Source organism: Pseudomonas sp. NPDC089569 (assembly GCF_050280625.1).
Lineage (GTDB): Bacteria > Pseudomonadota > Gammaproteobacteria > Pseudomonadales > Pseudomonadaceae > Aquipseudomonas.
This window is the reverse complement of sequence record NZ_JBNNVQ010000130.1, coordinates 1-15,295: the sequence shown is the minus strand read 5'-3', so window position 1 is coordinate 15,295 and position 15,295 is coordinate 1. Positions and strand designations below refer to the sequence as shown.

Annotated in this window: 18 protein-coding genes; 12 read left to right on the top strand and 6 right to left on the bottom strand. The window is 59.4% G+C overall.

Annotated elements, in window-relative coordinates; genetic code table 11:
• Positions 1 to 384 precede the first annotated feature (384 nt).
• From lptB to ACQKP2_RS29060, 5 genes are read right to left on the bottom strand one after another with little or no spacing between them, the layout of a single operon-like run.
• Positions 385 to 1,110 carry an LPS export ABC transporter ATP-binding protein gene (gene lptB / locus ACQKP2_RS29080; RefSeq protein ID WP_427581659.1) on the bottom strand — a complete coding sequence of 242 codons (726 nt, stop codon included), beginning with the start codon at positions 1,108 to 1,110 and terminating at the stop codon, positions 385 to 387.
• A complete protein-coding gene (gene lptA / locus ACQKP2_RS29075) occupies positions 1,110 to 1,658 on the bottom strand; it encodes a lipopolysaccharide transport periplasmic protein LptA (protein WP_427581657.1) in 549 nt (182 codons plus the stop codon). Before lptA ends, lptB begins: the two co-directional genes overlap by 1 nt.
• Positions 1,645 to 2,217 carry an LPS export ABC transporter periplasmic protein LptC gene (gene lptC, locus ACQKP2_RS29070; RefSeq protein ID WP_427581655.1) on the bottom strand — a complete coding sequence of 191 codons (573 nt, stop codon included), beginning with the start codon at positions 2,215 to 2,217 and terminating at the stop codon, positions 1,645 to 1,647. The genes lptA and lptC overlap by 14 nt, the downstream gene beginning before the upstream one ends.
• A gap of 7 nt (positions 2,218 to 2,224) precedes the next feature.
• Complete coding sequence (locus ACQKP2_RS29065; protein WP_427581654.1) at positions 2,225 to 2,749, bottom strand: KdsC family phosphatase; 525 nt, start codon at positions 2,747 to 2,749, stop codon at positions 2,225 to 2,227.
• Positions 2,749 to 3,723, bottom strand: coding sequence for a KpsF/GutQ family sugar-phosphate isomerase (locus tag ACQKP2_RS29060; RefSeq protein ID WP_427581652.1), 975 nt, complete (start codon positions 3,721 to 3,723; stop codon positions 2,749 to 2,751). Before ACQKP2_RS29060 ends, ACQKP2_RS29065 begins: the two co-directional genes overlap by 1 nt.
• Before the next feature lie 275 nt (positions 3,724 to 3,998).
• Here ACQKP2_RS29060 and ACQKP2_RS29055 point away from each other — a divergent pair, with 275 nt between their 5' ends.
• The 10 genes from ACQKP2_RS29055 to hisC all read left to right on the top strand — a co-directional run bounded on the left by ACQKP2_RS29055 (position 3,999) and on the right by hisC (position 11,956).
• The gene (locus tag ACQKP2_RS29055; protein ID WP_427581651.1) at positions 3,999 to 4,808 is read left to right on the top strand and encodes an ATP-binding cassette domain-containing protein; all 810 of its coding nucleotides are present in this window, start codon (positions 3,999 to 4,001) and stop codon (positions 4,806 to 4,808) included.
• A complete protein-coding gene (gene mlaE, locus ACQKP2_RS29050; RefSeq protein ID WP_427581649.1) occupies positions 4,808 to 5,605 on the top strand; it encodes a lipid asymmetry maintenance ABC transporter permease subunit MlaE in 798 nt (265 codons plus the stop codon). Before ACQKP2_RS29055 ends, mlaE begins: the two co-directional genes overlap by 1 nt.
• Positions 5,605 to 6,072, top strand: a complete 468-nt coding sequence (mlaD, locus tag ACQKP2_RS29045) for an outer membrane lipid asymmetry maintenance protein MlaD (protein WP_046026814.1) — start codon at positions 5,605 to 5,607, stop codon at positions 6,070 to 6,072. Before mlaE ends, mlaD begins: the two co-directional genes overlap by 1 nt.
• Positions 6,073 to 6,083: 11 nt before the next feature.
• Positions 6,084 to 6,737, top strand: a complete 654-nt coding sequence (locus tag ACQKP2_RS29040) for an MlaC/ttg2D family ABC transporter substrate-binding protein (protein ID WP_427581646.1) — start codon at positions 6,084 to 6,086, stop codon at positions 6,735 to 6,737.
• Positions 6,734 to 7,039: an STAS domain-containing protein gene (locus tag ACQKP2_RS29035; RefSeq protein WP_427581644.1), complete on the top strand. Its 306-nt coding sequence runs from the start codon at positions 6,734 to 6,736 to the stop codon at positions 7,037 to 7,039. Before ACQKP2_RS29040 ends, ACQKP2_RS29035 begins: the two co-directional genes overlap by 4 nt.
• Before the next feature lie 114 nt (positions 7,040 to 7,153).
• Complete coding sequence (locus tag ACQKP2_RS29030; protein WP_427581642.1) at positions 7,154 to 7,393, top strand: BolA family protein; 240 nt, start codon at positions 7,154 to 7,156, stop codon at positions 7,391 to 7,393.
• A gap of 22 nt (positions 7,394 to 7,415) precedes the next feature.
• Entirely contained in the window at positions 7,416 to 8,681 is a 1,266-nt protein-coding gene (murA, locus tag ACQKP2_RS29025; protein ID WP_427581640.1) for a UDP-N-acetylglucosamine 1-carboxyvinyltransferase, read from the top strand.
• Positions 8,682 to 8,813: 132 nt separating this feature from the next.
• The gene (gene hisG / locus ACQKP2_RS29020) at positions 8,814 to 9,449 is read left to right on the top strand and encodes an ATP phosphoribosyltransferase (RefSeq protein ID WP_427581638.1); all 636 of its coding nucleotides are present in this window, start codon (positions 8,814 to 8,816) and stop codon (positions 9,447 to 9,449) included.
• A gap of 126 nt (positions 9,450 to 9,575) precedes the next feature.
• Positions 9,576 to 10,901 (top strand): histidinol dehydrogenase, encoded by a 1,326-nt coding sequence (gene hisD / locus ACQKP2_RS29015; RefSeq protein ID WP_427581636.1) that lies wholly within the window; start codon positions 9,576 to 9,578, stop codon positions 10,899 to 10,901.
• Positions 10,902 to 10,903: 2 nt separating this feature from the next.
• Complete coding sequence (hisC, locus tag ACQKP2_RS29010) at positions 10,904 to 11,956, top strand: histidinol-phosphate transaminase (protein ID WP_427581634.1); 1,053 nt, start codon at positions 10,904 to 10,906, stop codon at positions 11,954 to 11,956.
• 63 nt (positions 11,957 to 12,019) lie between these two features.
• On the opposite strand, the gene algW is transcribed toward hisC, so the two are convergent.
• Positions 12,020 to 13,180, bottom strand: coding sequence for a Do family serine endopeptidase AlgW (algW, locus tag ACQKP2_RS29005; RefSeq protein WP_427581632.1), 1,161 nt, complete (start codon positions 13,178 to 13,180; stop codon positions 12,020 to 12,022).
• Positions 13,181 to 13,283: 103 nt separating this feature from the next.
• On the opposite strand from algW, the gene ACQKP2_RS29000 reads away from it, so the two are divergent.
• Complete coding sequence (locus ACQKP2_RS29000) at positions 13,284 to 14,042, top strand: Nif3-like dinuclear metal center hexameric protein (protein ID WP_427581630.1); 759 nt, start codon at positions 13,284 to 13,286, stop codon at positions 14,040 to 14,042.
• Between the two features lie 248 nt (positions 14,043 to 14,290).
• Positions 14,291 to 15,208 carry a sulfate adenylyltransferase subunit CysD gene (gene cysD / locus ACQKP2_RS28995; protein WP_427581628.1) on the top strand — a complete coding sequence of 306 codons (918 nt, stop codon included), beginning with the start codon at positions 14,291 to 14,293 and terminating at the stop codon, positions 15,206 to 15,208.
• Positions 15,209 to 15,295: the final 87 nt, after the last annotated feature.

Sequence of the window (15,295 nt, the reverse complement as noted above, 5' to 3'; positions counted from 1 at the left end):
GGGAGGGCGAATCCTTGCGCAACCGCTTTTCGTCTCTGGGTGGGCCCATGACGTGGGCCTTGAGGCCCGCAATCAGCTGCTGGCCCATTCTCAAGACTAGCGATGGTTTCATGGCAGGGGCTTAACACCTTATTTGCCGGCGCACATGCGCCATCCACTACAGGGCGCCGGAGCGCCAAACATAAGCAAATTATATGCCCGAAACTGAAGTGTTTGCCTAGAGCGCTGTAACAATAAAAAGCTGCAAAGTTTTGTTGACACGTTGCCCCGACTGACGCTGGAACATCTTTGGAGCGTCGTGTTTGCCTGGAGCGCTGTAACAATAAAAAAGCGTTGATTTTTATCGAGACAAGCGCTCCTTCGACTAGTCAGGCACCTCAGTGCTTACAGGCGGAACTCATGGCCCAGGTACACTTCCTTGACCAGGTCGTTGGCCAGGATGGTGTCGGAGTCGCCTTCGGCGATCAGTTGGCCATCGTTAACAATGTAGGCGGTTTCACAGATATCCAGGGTTTCACGGACGTTATGATCGGTGATCAGTACGCCGATGCCCTTGGCCTTGAGGTGGTGAATGATCTGTTTGATGTCGCCCACCGAAATCGGGTCCACGCCGGCGAAGGGTTCGTCGAGCAGAATGAATTTCGGGTTGGTGGCCAGGGCGCGGGCGATTTCCACGCGGCGACGTTCGCCGCCCGACAGACTCATGCCGAGACTGTCACGGATGTGGCTGATGTGGAACTCCTGCAGCAGGCTTTCCAGCTCCCTGCGGCGACCGGCTTTATCGAGCTCCTTGCGGGTCTCGAGGATGGCCATGATGTTGTCGGCCACCGAGAGCTTGCGGAAAATCGATGCTTCTTGCGGCAGGTAGCCGATACCAGCCTTGGCCCGACCGTGCATGGGTTGGTGGCTGACGTCCAGGTCGTCGATCAGGACGCGGCCCTGATCTGCCCTGACCAGGCCGACAATCATGTAGAAGCAAGTGGTTTTGCCGGCGCCGTTAGGGCCGAGCAGACCGACGATCTGACCGCTGTCGATGGACAGGCTGACATCACGCACGACCTGTCGGCTTTTATAGCTTTTGGCCAAGTGCTGAGCTTTCAGAGTTGCCATTACTGGGCCTTTTGCTCGTCGGTTTTCTTTTTAGGCTGGATCACCATGTCGATGCGCGGGCGCGACTCGGTCACCTTGTTGCCCGTGGCGCGACCGGCGCTGGCAAGTTTCTTGACGGTGTCGTAGACGATTTTCTCGCCTTGGGTGACGTTGTTGTCCTTGTCGATGACCTTGGCGCGATCGATCAGCACTACGCGGTTTTGCGTAGCGTGATACTGGATGGTTACGCCCCAGCCCTGGACTGGCTTGGTATCGCCCTGGGTTTGCAGTTGTTCGAAGTAGGCAAGGTTGCCCACCGAAGTCACCACGTCGATATCGCCGGTCGGGGTACGTGTCATGGTTACGGTGTTGCCGGTAACCTTCATTGAACCCTGGGTGATGATCACGTCGCCTTTATAGGTGGCGATACCGTTCTTGTCGTCCAGTTGGGCGTCATCGGCCTGAATGCGGATAGGCTGCTCTTGATCGTTCGGCAGAGCCCAGGCGCTCAAGCTTCCCAGTGCTGCGCCCAGACTGAGCAAAATAGGGAGGGTTTTAACGAGCCTCATACTGTCCTCTTACGTTCGATAGCAGGTGTATCCTGCTTTCTTTCAAATACGCCTTCATTCCGATGCCAGTCGATACACCGCCAGCGCCGTCGATTCTAACGGGTTGCTCGGTCTGCGCATATTGCTGCTGCGGGAACACTGTCATGCGGGTGGTGGTGATCAGGGTTTTGCGGTTTTTCTCGTCGAAGCGCGTAATACGTACCGAGTCGATCAATTCGACCTGGGTGCCGTCGGGATTGACTTCTCCCTTCTCACTCTGGACGTGCCACGGGAATTCGGTGCCGCGGAACATGTTCAGGTCGGGATTGGTCAGCAGCGTCACCTCGGTCGCCTTCAAATGCTCGACCTTGTCCGACGTCATGTCGTATTGCAGTCTGCCGTCAGGCAGGAACTGGACGCTATGGGCATTGATGGCGTAGTAATCGATTGCGTTTTCGTCGACCGGCACAACCGGTTTGTCCAGGAAACGTTCGGGGCTGATGTTCCAGTAGCCGACCGCGGCAAAAATTGCCGCGATGCAGCCGAAAATCAGAATGTTGCGAATCTTTTTGCTCAGCATGTTTGGCTCACAGGTACGCGGCGTTCGCCGCATCGAGACGGCCCTGGGCGCGCAGGATCAATTCGCAGAATTCACGAGCAGCACCTTCGCCACCGCGGGCCTGGGTAATGCCGTGGGCGTGCTCCCGGACGAAGCTGGCGGCGTTGGCCACCGCCATGCCCAGGCCGACACGGCGAATCACCGGCAGGTCCGGCAGGTCGTCACCGAGGTAGGCCACCTGTTCGTAGCTCAGGTTGAGCTGGCCAAGCAGCTCGTCAAGCACCACCAGTTTGTCCTCGCGCCCCTGGTATAGATGTGGAATGCCGAGGTTCTTCGCGCGTCGCTCGACCACCGGCGTCTTGCGACCGCTGATGATGGCGGTCTGCACGCCGGCTGCCATCAGCATCTTGATGCCCTGGCCGTCGAGGGTGTTGAAGGTCTTGAATTCGCTGCCGTCTTCGAGAAAGTACAGGCGTCCGTCGGTGAGAACGCCGTCGACATCGAAAACCGCCAGTTTGATTCGTTGGCCGCGTTGCAGCAGGTCTGCGCTCATTACATTACTCCTGCACGCAACAAGTCGTGCATGTTCAAGGCGCCTACCGGGCGATCTTCGCTATCGACCACCACCAGCGCGTTGATTTTGTGGTCTTCCATGATTTTCAGGGCTTCGGCGGCGAGCATTTCAGCGCGGGCGGTCTTGCCGTGGGCAGTCATGACCTGATCGATGGTGACACTGTGGATGTCGATGGTGCGGTCGAGGGTGCGGCGAAGGTCGCCGTCGGTGAAGATCCCGGCCAGCTTGCCATCCGCTTCGAGGATCACGGTCATGCCCAGGCCCTTGCGGGTCATTTCCATCAGCGCGTCCTTGAGCAGGGTGCCGCGTTGAACCTGCGGCAAGTCCTGCCCAGCGTGCATGACGTTTTCCACTTTCAGCAGAAGGCGTCGACCCAGTGCGCCACCGGGGTGGGAGAAGGCGAAATCCTCGGCGGTAAACCCGCGAGCTTCCAGCAGCGCAACGGCCAGGGCATCGCCCATGACCAGTGCAGCGGTGGTGGAGGAAGTAGGTGCCAGGTTCAATGGGCAGGCTTCGTGCTCGACGTGGACATTGAGGTTGACCTCGGCGGCCTTTGCCAGAGGAGAGTCGGGATTGCCAGTCACACTGATCAGCTGGATGCCCAGGCGTTTGATCAGGGGCAGCAGGGTTACGATTTCATGGGTGGAGCCGGAGTTCGACAACGCCAGGATGATGTCGTCGCGGGTAATCATGCCCATGTCGCCATGACTGGCTTCGGCCGGATGGACAAAAAACGCCGTGGTACCGGTACTCGCCAGGGTGGCGGCGATCTTGTTGCCGATATGCCCCGACTTGCCCATGCCGACCACGACCACCCGGCCCTTGCTGGCCAGAATCATCTCGCAGGCGCGAACGAAATCTGCGTCGATATGCGGCAGCAAGCCTTGTACGGCTTCCACTTCGAGGCGGATGGTGCGTTGGGCGGATTGAATCAGGTCGCTGGATTGGCTCATGTCGGAAATCATTTAGCCTGATGAAAAGGCGGCGATTATAGCGGTTATGATCGAATCCCTCACGCAAGTTCGTCACGCTTTGTCAATTCCCGAGGGCGAATCTCTCTAAATGGAGCTTTTTGCCAGTCCTGCCAGCGAACAAGGCCCGGCTTTGGCCTTGGGGCCATGGCCTTTGCAGTGATATAGTTCGCCGCCAGTTCGGCCCGCCCGGGAGGTATGTGCTTTCGTCAGAAAGCCAGGCGTCCGAGTGAGAGGCTGCATCGCAAGGAGTTTAGATGAGTGCCGATAACGCCTACGCGGTCGAGCTGAAGGGAGTGACCTTCAAGCGCGGTGCGCGCAGCATTTTCAATAACGTCGATATCCGTATTCCCCGTGGCAAGGTCACCGGCATCATGGGGCCTTCCGGGTGTGGCAAGACCACGCTTTTGCGGTTGATGGGCGCGCAGTTGCGGCCTTCCAAGGGTGAAGTCTGGGTCAACGGCCAAAACCTGCCGAAGCTTTCGCGCAGCGACCTGTTCGATGCCCGCAAGCATATGGGTGTGCTGTTTCAAAGTGGTGCACTGTTCACCGACCTCGATGTATTCGAGAACGTCGCCTTTCCATTGCGTGTCCATACCGCGCTGCCGGAAGAAATGATCCGCGATATCGTCCTGCTCAAATTGCAGGCCGTGGGTTTGCGTGGGGCCATCGACCTGATGCCCGACGAGCTGTCCGGCGGCATGAAGCGTCGTGTTGCGCTGGCGAGGGCGATTGCGCTCGATCCGCAGATCCTCATGTATGACGAGCCCTTTGTCGGCCAGGACCCCATCGCCATGGGCGTGCTGGTGCGCTTGATTCGCCTGCTCAATGACGCGCTGGGGATTACCAGCATCGTGGTTTCCCACGACCTGGCCGAGACCGCGAGCATTGCCGACTACATCTATGTCGTGGGTGACGGGCAGGTGCTGGGGCAGGGTACGCCTGACGAACTTTTGAACTCGGATGAGCCGCGAATCCGTCAATTCATGACCGGCGAACCCGATGGTCCGGTCGCGTACCACTTTCCAGCGACGGATTACCGCGCAGATCTTCTGGGGAAGCGTTGATGCGCAAGATTTCACTAATAGAGAGAGTGCGTCGTTTCGGCCAGGCCGGCATCGATGTGCTGGCGGTATTCGGACGCTCCACGCTGTTCCTTTTTCATGCCTTGCTCGGGCGCAACGGTATCGGCAACGGATTTGGCCTGTTGGTCAAGCAACTGCACTCCGTGGGCGTGATGTCGCTCGTCATCATCGTGGTTTCCGGGATTTTCATCGGCATGGTGCTGGCGCTGCAGGGGTTCAATATCCTGTCCAGCTACGGTTCGGAGCAGGCGGTAGGGCAAATGGTTGCGCTGACCCTGTTGCGCGAGTTGGGGCCTGTGGTCACAGCCTTGCTGTTTGCCGGGCGTGCCGGCTCGGCGCTGACGGCCGAAATCGGCAACATGAAGTCCACCGAGCAGCTTTCCAGCCTGGAAATGATCGGGGTCGACCCACTCAAGTACATTATTGCCCCGCGCCTGTGGGCGGGCTTCATTTCCCTGCCGGTGCTGGCGATGATTTTCAGCGTGGTGGGTATCTGGGGCGGCTCCTGGGTCGCAGTCGACTGGCTGGGGGTCTATGAGGGTTCCTACTGGTCGAACATGCAAAACAGCGTGACTTTCACTGACGATGTGCTCAACGGCATTATCAAAAGCATGGTGTTTGCCTTTGTCGTCACCTGGATCGCCGTATTCCAGGGCTATGACTGCGAGCCCACTTCCGAGGGTATCAGTCGTGCCACTACCAAGACCGTGGTGTACGCCTCTCTGGCCGTGCTCGGCCTGGACTTTATTCTGACCGCCTTGATGTTTGGAGATTTCTGATGCAAAACCGCACCCTGGAAATCGGTGTCGGCCTTTTCCTGCTGGCCGGCATCCTGGCTTTGCTGCTGCTGGCGTTGCGGGTCAGCGGCCTGTCGCCGAGCCCGAGCACTGACACCTATAAACTTTATGCGTATTTCGACAATATCGCCGGTTTGACGGTCAGAGCCAAAGTGACCATGGCCGGTGTCACCATCGGCAAGGTCACGGCGATCGATCTGGATCGCGACAGTTTCACCGGTCGAGTGACCATGCAGCTGGAGAAGCGCGTAGATAATCTGCCGGCAGACTCCACTGCATCTATCCTGACTGCTGGTCTGTTGGGCGAGAAATACATCGGTATCAGCGTGGGCGGGGAAGAGGCCCTGCTCAAGGATGGCGGGACCATCCATGACACCCAGTCGTCGCTGGTGCTCGAGGACCTGATCGGTAAGTTCCTTCTCAATACCGTTAGCAAAGACGCCAAATGAGGAATTTTCAAATGATCTCTATTCTGCGACGTGGCCTGTTGGTATTGCTCGCGTCCTTGCCGTTGGTGGCGAACGCCGTGGCAGCGCCTTCGGCGCACGATCTGGTACAGGACACCACCAACCGGTTGCTGGCCGACCTGGCCGCCAACAAAGAGAAGTACAAGCATGACCCGCAGGATTTTTATGCGGCGCTCAATAACATTGTGGGACCTGTCGTGGATGCCGAGGGCATTTCCAAGAGCATCATGACGGTCAAATATTCGCGCAAGGCCTCGCCTGCGCAGATGAAAACCTTCGAAGAAAACTTCAAGAAGGGCCTGTTCCAGTTCTATGGCAATGCCTTGCTCGAGTACAACAACCAGGGCATCACCGTGGATCCTGCCAAGGACGAGTCGGGCAACCGGACAAGCGTCGGCATGACGGTCAAGGGCAGCAACGGTGCGATCTATCCAGTGTCCTACACAATGGAAAAGGTCGGTGGCGACTGGAAACTGCGCAACGTCATCATCAACGGCATCAATATCGGCAAGCTGTTCCGTGATCAGTTCGCCGATGCTATGCAGCGCAATGGCAACGACCTGGACAAAACCATCAACGGTTGGGCCGGTGAAGTCGCCAAGGCCAAGGAAACCGCTGAAAAATCCAACGAGAAACAATCCCAATGAGTGAGTCGGCAGTCCGGATGGATGAAGCCGGCGAGCTGCGGCTCAGCGGCGTGCTGGATTACCGCACCGGTCCGGACCTGCGCGAGCAGGGCCGGGCGTTGATCAAGGCCAGCAAGTCGGCTGTTGTGGTGGTCGATTGTTCGGGTGTGACCAAGTCCAGCAGTGTCGGTCTGTCGTTGCTGCTGTGCTTCATGCGTGATGCCCAGGCGGCCGGCAAGGCGCTGAACATCCGCGCAATGCCCGAAGACATGCGCGAAATCGCCGAGGTCAGTGAGTTGACCGAGCTGTTGGCGCAACCTTGATCCGTTTCGATAAGGGAGCCCCCCGTCAGAGTCCTGCTTCGCGGGGTTCGCAGGCGCGGGGCTTTTTTGTATGATGTCCGACCCGCGCGCACAGGGCGCCGATTGAGGTTGAGCATGCAGGCCGTAGAAGTTAAAACCTTCCTTGAAGGAAAGCTGCCGAATACCAAGGTGGAAGTTGAAGGCGAAGGCTGCAATTTTCAGCTGAACGTGATTAGCGATGAACTGGCGGCTTTGAGCCCGGTCAAGCGTCAGCAGCAGATCTATGCCCATTTGAACCCATGGATCACCGATGGCAGCATCCATGCGGTCACTATGAAATTTTTCAGCAGCGCGGCCTGGGCCGAGCGCACCTGAGCCCAAGGGCGTCGAGATTCTTATGGATAAATTGATTATTACTGGCGGCGCTTGCCTTGACGGCGAGATCCGCATCTCCGGGGCAAAGAACTCGGCCTTGCCGATCCTGGCCGCCACGCTGCTCTGTGATGGTCCGGTGACCGTCGCCAACCTGCCGCACCTGCACGACATCACCACCATGATCGAATTGTTCGGTCGCATGGGGATCGAGCCGGTGATCGACGAGAAACTGGCCGTCGAAATCGATCCACGCACCATCAAGACCCTGGTCGCTCCATACGAGCTGGTCAAGACCATGCGTGCGTCGATCCTGGTGCTGGGGCCGATGGTTGCCCGTTTCGGTGAAGCCGAAGTGGCATTGCCTGGCGGTTGCGCCATCGGCTCGCGTCCGGTTGACCTGCACATCCGTGGCCTGGAAGCCATGGGCGCGATCATCGACGTCGAAGGTGGCTACATCAAGGCCAAGGCGCCTGAAGGCGGCCTGCGCGGCGCGCACTTCTTCTTCGATACCGTCAGCGTGACCGGTACCGAAAACATCATGATGGCAGCCGCTCTGGCCAAGGGCCGCAGCGTGCTGGCAAACGCCGCGCGTGAGCCTGAAGTGGTCGACCTGGCGAACTTCCTGAACGCCATGGGCGCCAAGGTATCCGGCGCGGGCACCGATACCATCACCATCGATGGCGTCGAACGCTTGCACACCACCACTTACAAGGTGATGCCTGACCGTATTGAAACCGGCACCTACCTGGTCGCCGCTGCCGTGACCGGTGGCCGAGTGAAGGTCAAGGACACCGATCCGACCATCCTCGAAGCCGTTCTGGAAAAACTCCGCGAAGCCGGTGCCGAAATCACCACCGGTGACGACTGGATCGAGCTGAACATGCACGGCAAACGGGCAAAGGCCGTCAACGTGCGTACCGCTCCATATCCGGCGTTCCCGACCGACATGCAGGCGCAGTTCATCTCCCTCAACGCCATTGCCGAAGGCACAGGCGCTGTGATCGAGACGATCTTCGAAAACCGTTTCATGCACGTTTACGAACTGCACCGCATGGGTGCCAAGATCCAGGTCGAGGGCAACACCGCCATCGTGACCGGTACCGAAAAACTCAAGGGCGCGCCAGTCATGGCCACCGACCTGCGAGCTTCGGCCAGCCTGGTGATTTCGGCGCTGGTCGCCGAGGGTGACACCCTGATCGACCGCATCTACCACATCGACCGTGGTTACGAGTGCATCGAGGAAAAACTGCAGATGCTGGGCGCCAGGATTCGTCGCGTTCCGGGCTAGTAGCTGTGCTTCATGGGTACAAGGACGTGCCCGATGGTTTGTTCAAAGTCGAGGGTGCATGACACCCTCGATGCGTGTCCGGCGCCGATTGCGACCGGGCATAAGATTCCTGATTAAGGGCTGACGTTTCCCATGCTGACTATCGCACTGTCCAAGGGCCGCATCCTTGACGACACCTTGCCGCTTCTGGCTGAAGCCGGCATCGTGCCGACCGAGAATCCGGACAAGAGCCGCAAGCTGATCATCCCCACGACCCAGGAAGATGTACGCCTGCTGATCGTGCGTGCCACCGATGTGCCGACCTATGTCGAGCATGGCGCCGCCGACCTCGGTGTCGCCGGTAAAGACGTGCTGATGGAGTACGGTGGCCAGGGCCTGTACGAGCCACTGGATCTGCAGATTGCCCGGTGCAAGCTGATGACCGCGGGCAAGGTCGGTGCGGTAGAGCCCAAGGGCCGCCTGCGTATCGCCACCAAATTCGTCAATGTCGCCAAGCGCTACTACGCCGAGCAGGGGCGCCAGGTCGACATCATCAAGCTGTACGGTTCGATGGAGCTGGCGCCGTTGATCGGTCTGGCCGACAAGATCATCGACGTGGTAGACACCGGCAACACCCTGCGGGCCAACGGCTTGGAGCCACAGGAGTTCATTGCCGCCATCAGCTCCCGGCTGATCGTCAACAAGGCTTCGATGAAAATGCAGCATGCCCGTATCCAGGCGTTGATCGACACACTGCGCAAGGCAGTGGAGTCTCGACACCGCGGCTGATTCACCCGCGCGACGTTGAGTCGCGCCCGTCTATCCGCCTCATAGCCAGAATTCTCAGGTGCCCAAGCGGAAACGACTGCTACTTCAGGGCGCCTGAGTTTTTGCCAATTCTATGAGGCTCTCGCTATGACCGCACCGACTGCAATTCGCCGACTCAACGCTGCTGACCCGGATTTCGCACATCATCTGGATCATCTGTTGAGCTGGGAAAGTGTGTCTGACGACTCGGTCAATCAGCGAGTGCTGGACATCATCAAGGCCGTACGCGAGCGTGGCGATGCTGCGCTGGTGGAATTCACCCGCCAGTTCGACGGTCTGGATGTTGCGTCCATGGCCGATCTGATCCTGCCTCGCGAGCGCCTGGAACTGGCGTTGACGCGCATTACCGTGGAACAGCGTCAAGCGCTGGAGAAAGCAGCGGCCCGCGTGCGCAGTTATCACGAAAAACAGAAGCAGGACTCCTGGAGCTACACCGAGGCCGACGGTACCGTGCTGGGCCAGAAGGTCACGCCGCTGGACCGCGCCGGGTTGTACGTGCCGGGTGGCAAGGCGTCATATCCGTCGTCGGTACTGATGAATGCGATCCCGGCCAAGGTCGCCGGCGTGGCCGAAGTGGTCATGGTGGTGCCGACGCCACGCGGTGAAGTCAACGAATTGGTATTGGCGGCAGCGTGCATCGCCGGCGTGGACCGCGTTTTCACCATTGGTGGCGCTCAAGCCGTTGCTGCACTGGCCTACGGTACCGAAAGCGTGCCTCAGGTCGACAAAGTGGTCGGTCCGGGCAACATCTATGTGGCCACCGCCAAGCGCCATGTATTTGGTCAGGTCGGCATCGACATGATCGCCGGCCCTTCGGAGATTCTCGTGGTGTGCGACGGCCAGACCGATCCCGACTGGATCGCCATGGACCTGTTCTCCCAGGCCGAGCACGACGAAGACGCCCAGGCGATTCTGGTCAGCCCCGATGCCGCATTTCTCGATCAGGTCGCGGCCAGCATTGCCAAACTGATGCCGACCATGGAGCGCGCCGCAATCATCGAAACCTCGATCAATGGCCGTGGTGCGTTGATTCAGGTGCGTGACATGGCGCAGGCCATCGAAGTCGCCAACCGAATCGCACCGGAGCACCTGGAACTGTCTGTAGCCGATCCCCAGGCCTGGCTGCCGCAGATCCGCCACGCCGGTGCGATCTTCATGGGGCGCCACACCTCCGAAGCGCTGGGCGACTATTGTGCAGGCCCTAACCACGTGTTGCCGACGTCCGGCACCGCACGATTCTCCTCGCCGCTGGGTGTGTACGACTTCCAGAAGCGTTCGTCGATCATCTTCTGCTCCGAGCAGGGTGCGTCGGACCTGGGCAAGACCGCTTCCGTGCTGGCTCGTGGCGAGTCACTGACCGCCCACGCCCGTAGCGCCGAATACCGCATCATTGACGACAAGCAGGGGAACTGAACATGAGTAAATTCTGGAGCTCGTTCGTCAAGGATCTGGTGCCTTACGTACCGGGCGAACAACCGAAACTTTCGAAACTGGTGAAACTCAACACCAACGAAAACCCGTACGGCCCATCGCCCAAGGCCCTGGCGGCGATGCAGACCGAGCTGAACGACAATTTGCGTCTGTACCCGGACCCCAACAGCGATCTGCTCAAGCAGGCTGTTGCCAGGTATTACGGCGTGCAGGGCAATCAGGTATTCCTCGGTAACGGTTCCGACGAAGTCCTGGCGCACATTTTCCACGGGCTGCTGCAACACGATCAGCCACTGCTGTTCCCGGACGTCAGCTACAGCTTCTATCCGGTCTACTGCGGTCTGTACGGCATCGCCTTCGACGCGGTGCCGCTGGACGAGCAGTTCCAGATCGACCCGGCGGACTACGCCAGGCCGAACGGCGGAATCATTTTCCCCAACCCGAACGCCCCGACCGGATGCCTGCTGGCGCTGGAGGCTGTCGAGCAGATCCTCAAGGGCAGCCCTGATTCGGTGGTCGTGGTGGATGAGGCCTACATCGACTTCGGTGGGGAAACCGCGATCAGTCTGGTCGACCGTTATCCGAACCTGCTGGTGACCCAGACCTTGTCCAAATCCCGTTCGCTGGCTGGCCTGCGTGTCGGTCTGGCGGTCGGGCATCCAGACCTGATCGAGGCGCTGGAGCGGGTCAAAAACAGCTTCAACTCCTATCCGCTCGATCGCATGGCGATCGTTGGCGCGGCGGCGGCGTTCGAGGATCGAGAGTACTTCGACAAAACCTGTCGGATGGTGATCGAGAGTCGCGAGGCGGTGGTCGGGCAGTTGCAAGCCAAGGGCTTTGAAGTGTTGCCGTCGGCGGCCAACTTCATTTTCGCCCGTCACCCGCAGCACGATGCCGCTGGCCTGGCCGCCAAACTGCGTGAGCAGGGCGTGATCGTCCGGCACTTCAAGCAGCAGCGAATCGCTCAGTTCCTGCGGATCACCATTGGCACGCCGGAGCAGAATCAGGCGTTGATCGACGGTTTGGGCGACCTGTAAACCTGTAGAGCACGGCTTGCCCGCGTTGAGCGATTACGCGGGCAAGCCTTGCCAGGCCCAGGCTTAATTGTCCTGCTGTTCCTTGGTGGGCGCTGGAGGTGGGCGCAAGCCGATCTCAGCAACGAGCTTGAGCTCCTTGCCGTTACGCATCACTTGAATCGCCACCTTGTCGGTCGGCTTGATCCGTGCCACCTGGTTCATCGAGCGACGGCCGTCACCGGCAGGTTCGCCGTCGATGCTGAGGATCACATCACCCAGTTGCAGGCCGGCCTTCTGTGCCGGGCCGTCGCGGAAAATACCGGCGACAACGATGCCCGGACGTCCCGACAAGCCAAACGACTCCGCCAGTTCCTGGCTCAATGGCTGCACCTCAATGCCCAGCCAGCCACGAATGACCTGGCCGTGCTCGACGATCGATTTCATCACTTCCATGGCCAGCTTGATCGGGATCGCAAAGCCGATGCCCTGGGAACCGCCGGATTTGGAAAAAATCGCCGTGTTGATGCCGGTCAGGTTGCCATTGGCATCCACCAGTGCGCCGCCGGAGTTGCCGGGGTTGATGGCTGCGTCGGTCTGAATGAAGTCCTCATAGTTGTTCAGGCCCAATTGATTGCGTCCGGTGGCGCTGATGATGCCCATGGTCACCGTCTGGCCGACGCCGAACGGGTTGCCGATGGCCAGCGCGACATCGCCGATTCGGATGTTGTCGGAGCGGCCGACAGTGATCGAAGGCAGGTTTTTCAGATCGATCTTGAGCACGGCCAGGTCGGTTTCCGGGTCGCTGCCAATCACCCGGGCCAGGGTTTCACGGCCATCCTTGAGGGCCACCACGATCTGGTCGGCGCCGCTGGTCACGTGGTTGTTGGTCAGAATGTAGCCTTCCGGGCTCATGATCACACCGGAACCGAGGCTCGACTCCATGCGTTTCTGCTTGGGCGAGTTGTCGCCGAAGAAGCGGCGGAACTGTGGATCCTCGAACAGCGGATGGGCTGGCTTGTTGATGACTTTGGTGGTGTACAGATTCACCACGGATGGCGCGGCGATGGTGACTGCGTCGGCATAGGACACCGGCCCCTGTTGCATGCCGGTGGTCTGCGGAGCTTGTTGCAGATTGACGTCGAGGCTCGGAAGCCCGACCCACTGCGGGTAACGCTGGATAATTAATAGAGCGACAAGCACGCCGGCCAACAGCGGCCAGCCAAAAAAACGCAGCGCCTTGAGCATTAAGCACGTCCTGAGAGGGTTGCAGGCGGTCAGAGACCGCCCATAATGTCGCGCATTATACGAGGCTGCGCGAGCCTCTGAGCGGGATATTTAGGAGTCTTTCATGGCCGTCGCCCTGAGCACTTTGGTCGAAGAAGCCGACCGTTACCTTTCCAGTTCCAGAATTTCAGACTACTGCCCCAACGGTCTGCAGGTCGAAGGCCGGCCCCAGGTGATGCGCATTGTCAGCGGCGTCACCGCCAGCCAGGCCTTGCTCGATGCCGCGGTCCAGGCCAATGCCGATCTGGTGCTGGTGCACCACGGCTACTTCTGGAAGGGCGAAAACCCGTGCATCACCGGCATGAAGCAACGTCGCCTGAAAACCCTGCTCAAACACGACATCAGCCTGCTGTCCTATCACCTGCCGCTGGATCTGCATCCGGAGGTCGGCAATAACGTACAGCTGGCGCGTCAACTCGACATCACGGTGGAAGGGCCGCTGGATCCGGACAACCTGAAGGTTGTCGGTCTGGTCGGTTCGCTGAGTGAGCCGATGACAGCCCGGGATTTCGCCCGCCGAGTGCAGGAAGTCATGGGGCGCGAACCGTTGCTGGTCGAAGGCAGCGCGATGATTCGTCGGGTTGGCTGGTGCACCGGCGGTGGCCAGGGTTATATCGATCAGGCCATTTCGGCGGGGGTCGATCTGTACATCAGTGGCGAGGCTTCCGAGCAAACCTTCCACAGCGCGCGGGAAAACGACATCAGTTTCATCGCCGCCGGTCATCACGCCACCGAGCGCTACGGCGTACAGGCCCTTGGCGACTACCTGGCGCGGCGGTTTGCCCTGGAACATATCTTCATCGATTGCCCGAACCCGATCTGACCACGCTGCCCCTGTAGGAGCGAGCACGCTCGCGATGAACGCAAGAACACTGCGGGGCATCAGGCACCCAGCGTTATCGTTGACGACCATCGCGAGCATGCTCGCTCCTACAGAGAGCCCAAACACGGGGGCATATTCATATGCCCTTTCGATCTAGTGGGCGTCCTGATTAGAAGTGGTCGCTGTGCTAGGATCGCCGCTCGAACACGGCCCGCAGGCCGTTCATAAGAAAGATTTCGTGAGTAGCCATGGTCGACAAACTGACGCATCTGAAACAGCTGGAGGCGGAAAGCATCCACATCATCCGTGAGGTGGCCGCCGAGTTCGACAACCCGGTGATGCTGTACTCCATCGGTAAAGACTCCGCCGTGATGCTGCACCTGGCACGCAAGGCATTCTTCCCTGGCAAGCTGCCATTCCCGGTGATGCATGTCGACACCCGGTGGAAATTCCAGGAGATGTACAAGTTCCGTGACCGCATGGTTGAAGAGCTGGGCCTGGACCTGATCACCCATATCAATCCGGACGGCGTGGCGCAGAACATCAACCCGTTCACCCACGGCAGTGCCAAGCACACCGACATCATGAAGACCGAGGGCCTGAAGCAGGCGCTGGACAAGCATGGTTTCGATGCCGCCTTCGGCGGTGCCCGTCGCGATGAAGAGAAGTCCCGCGCTAAGGAGCGCGTGTACTCCTTCCGTGACAGCAAGCACCGCTGGGATCCGAAAAACCAGCGTCCCGAGCTGTGGAACGTCTACAACGGCAAGGTCAACAAAGGCGAGTCGATCCGCGTCTTCCCGCTGTCGAACTGGACCGAGCTGGACATCTGGCAATACATCTACCTCGAAGGCATCCCGATCGTGCCGCTGTACTTTGCCGCCGAGCGCGAAGTGATCGAGAAGAACGGCACGCTGATCATGATCGACGACGAGCGCATCCTCGAACACCTGAGCGATGAAGAAAAAGCCCGCATCGTCAAAAAGAAAGTGCGTTTCCGTACCCTTGGCTGCTACCCGTTGACGGGCGCTGTGGAGTCCGAGGCCGAAAGCCTCACGGACATCATTCAGGAAATGCTCCTGACGCGAACTTCCGAGCGCCAGGGCCGTGTCATCGACCACGATGGCGCAGGCTCGATGGAAGACAAAAAACGTCAGGGTTATTTCTAAGGGGTTGTCATGTCGCACGCATCTGATTTGATACGATGAAACCGGCAAGCCGGTGGTCGAGGATCTGCTGTTTAACAACCTTATCAT

What these genes read in the sequence shown, in the direction of transcription:
- lptA (WP_427581657.1), bottom strand. Translation starts at nt 1,658, where the DNA reads ATGAGGCTCGTTAAAACCCTCCCTATTTTGCTCAGTCTGGGCGCAGCA.
- hisD (WP_427581636.1), top strand. Translation starts at nt 9,576, where the DNA reads ATGACCGCACCGACTGCAATTCGCCGACTCAACGCTGCTGACCCGGAT.
- ACQKP2_RS29055 (WP_427581651.1), top strand. Translation starts at nt 3,999, where the DNA reads ATGAGTGCCGATAACGCCTACGCGGTCGAGCTGAAGGGAGTGACCTTC.
- hisC (WP_427581634.1), top strand. Translation starts at nt 10,904, where the DNA reads ATGAGTAAATTCTGGAGCTCGTTCGTCAAGGATCTGGTGCCTTACGTA.
- algW (WP_427581632.1), bottom strand. Translation starts at nt 13,180, where the DNA reads ATGCTCAAGGCGCTGCGTTTTTTTGGCTGGCCGCTGTTGGCCGGCGTG.
- ACQKP2_RS29060 (WP_427581652.1), bottom strand. Translation starts at nt 3,723, where the DNA reads ATGAGCCAATCCAGCGACCTGATTCAATCCGCCCAACGCACCATCCGC.
- lptC (WP_427581655.1), bottom strand. Translation starts at nt 2,217, where the DNA reads ATGCTGAGCAAAAAGATTCGCAACATTCTGATTTTCGGCTGCATCGCG.
- murA (WP_427581640.1), top strand. Translation starts at nt 7,416, where the DNA reads ATGGATAAATTGATTATTACTGGCGGCGCTTGCCTTGACGGCGAGATC.
- mlaD (WP_046026814.1), top strand. Translation starts at nt 5,605, where the DNA reads ATGCAAAACCGCACCCTGGAAATCGGTGTCGGCCTTTTCCTGCTGGCC.
- mlaE (WP_427581649.1), top strand. Translation starts at nt 4,808, where the DNA reads ATGCGCAAGATTTCACTAATAGAGAGAGTGCGTCGTTTCGGCCAGGCC.
- ACQKP2_RS29065 (WP_427581654.1), bottom strand. Translation starts at nt 2,749, where the DNA reads ATGAGCGCAGACCTGCTGCAACGCGGCCAACGAATCAAACTGGCGGTT.
- hisG (WP_427581638.1), top strand. Translation starts at nt 8,814, where the DNA reads ATGCTGACTATCGCACTGTCCAAGGGCCGCATCCTTGACGACACCTTG.
- ACQKP2_RS29035 (WP_427581644.1), top strand. Translation starts at nt 6,734, where the DNA reads ATGAGTGAGTCGGCAGTCCGGATGGATGAAGCCGGCGAGCTGCGGCTC.
- lptB (WP_427581659.1), bottom strand. Translation starts at nt 1,110, where the DNA reads ATGGCAACTCTGAAAGCTCAGCACTTGGCCAAAAGCTATAAAAGCCGA.
- cysD (WP_427581628.1), top strand. Translation starts at nt 14,291, where the DNA reads ATGGTCGACAAACTGACGCATCTGAAACAGCTGGAGGCGGAAAGCATC.
- ACQKP2_RS29000 (WP_427581630.1), top strand. Translation starts at nt 13,284, where the DNA reads ATGGCCGTCGCCCTGAGCACTTTGGTCGAAGAAGCCGACCGTTACCTT.
- ACQKP2_RS29030 (WP_427581642.1), top strand. Translation starts at nt 7,154, where the DNA reads ATGCAGGCCGTAGAAGTTAAAACCTTCCTTGAAGGAAAGCTGCCGAAT.
- ACQKP2_RS29040 (WP_427581646.1), top strand. Translation starts at nt 6,084, where the DNA reads ATGATCTCTATTCTGCGACGTGGCCTGTTGGTATTGCTCGCGTCCTTG.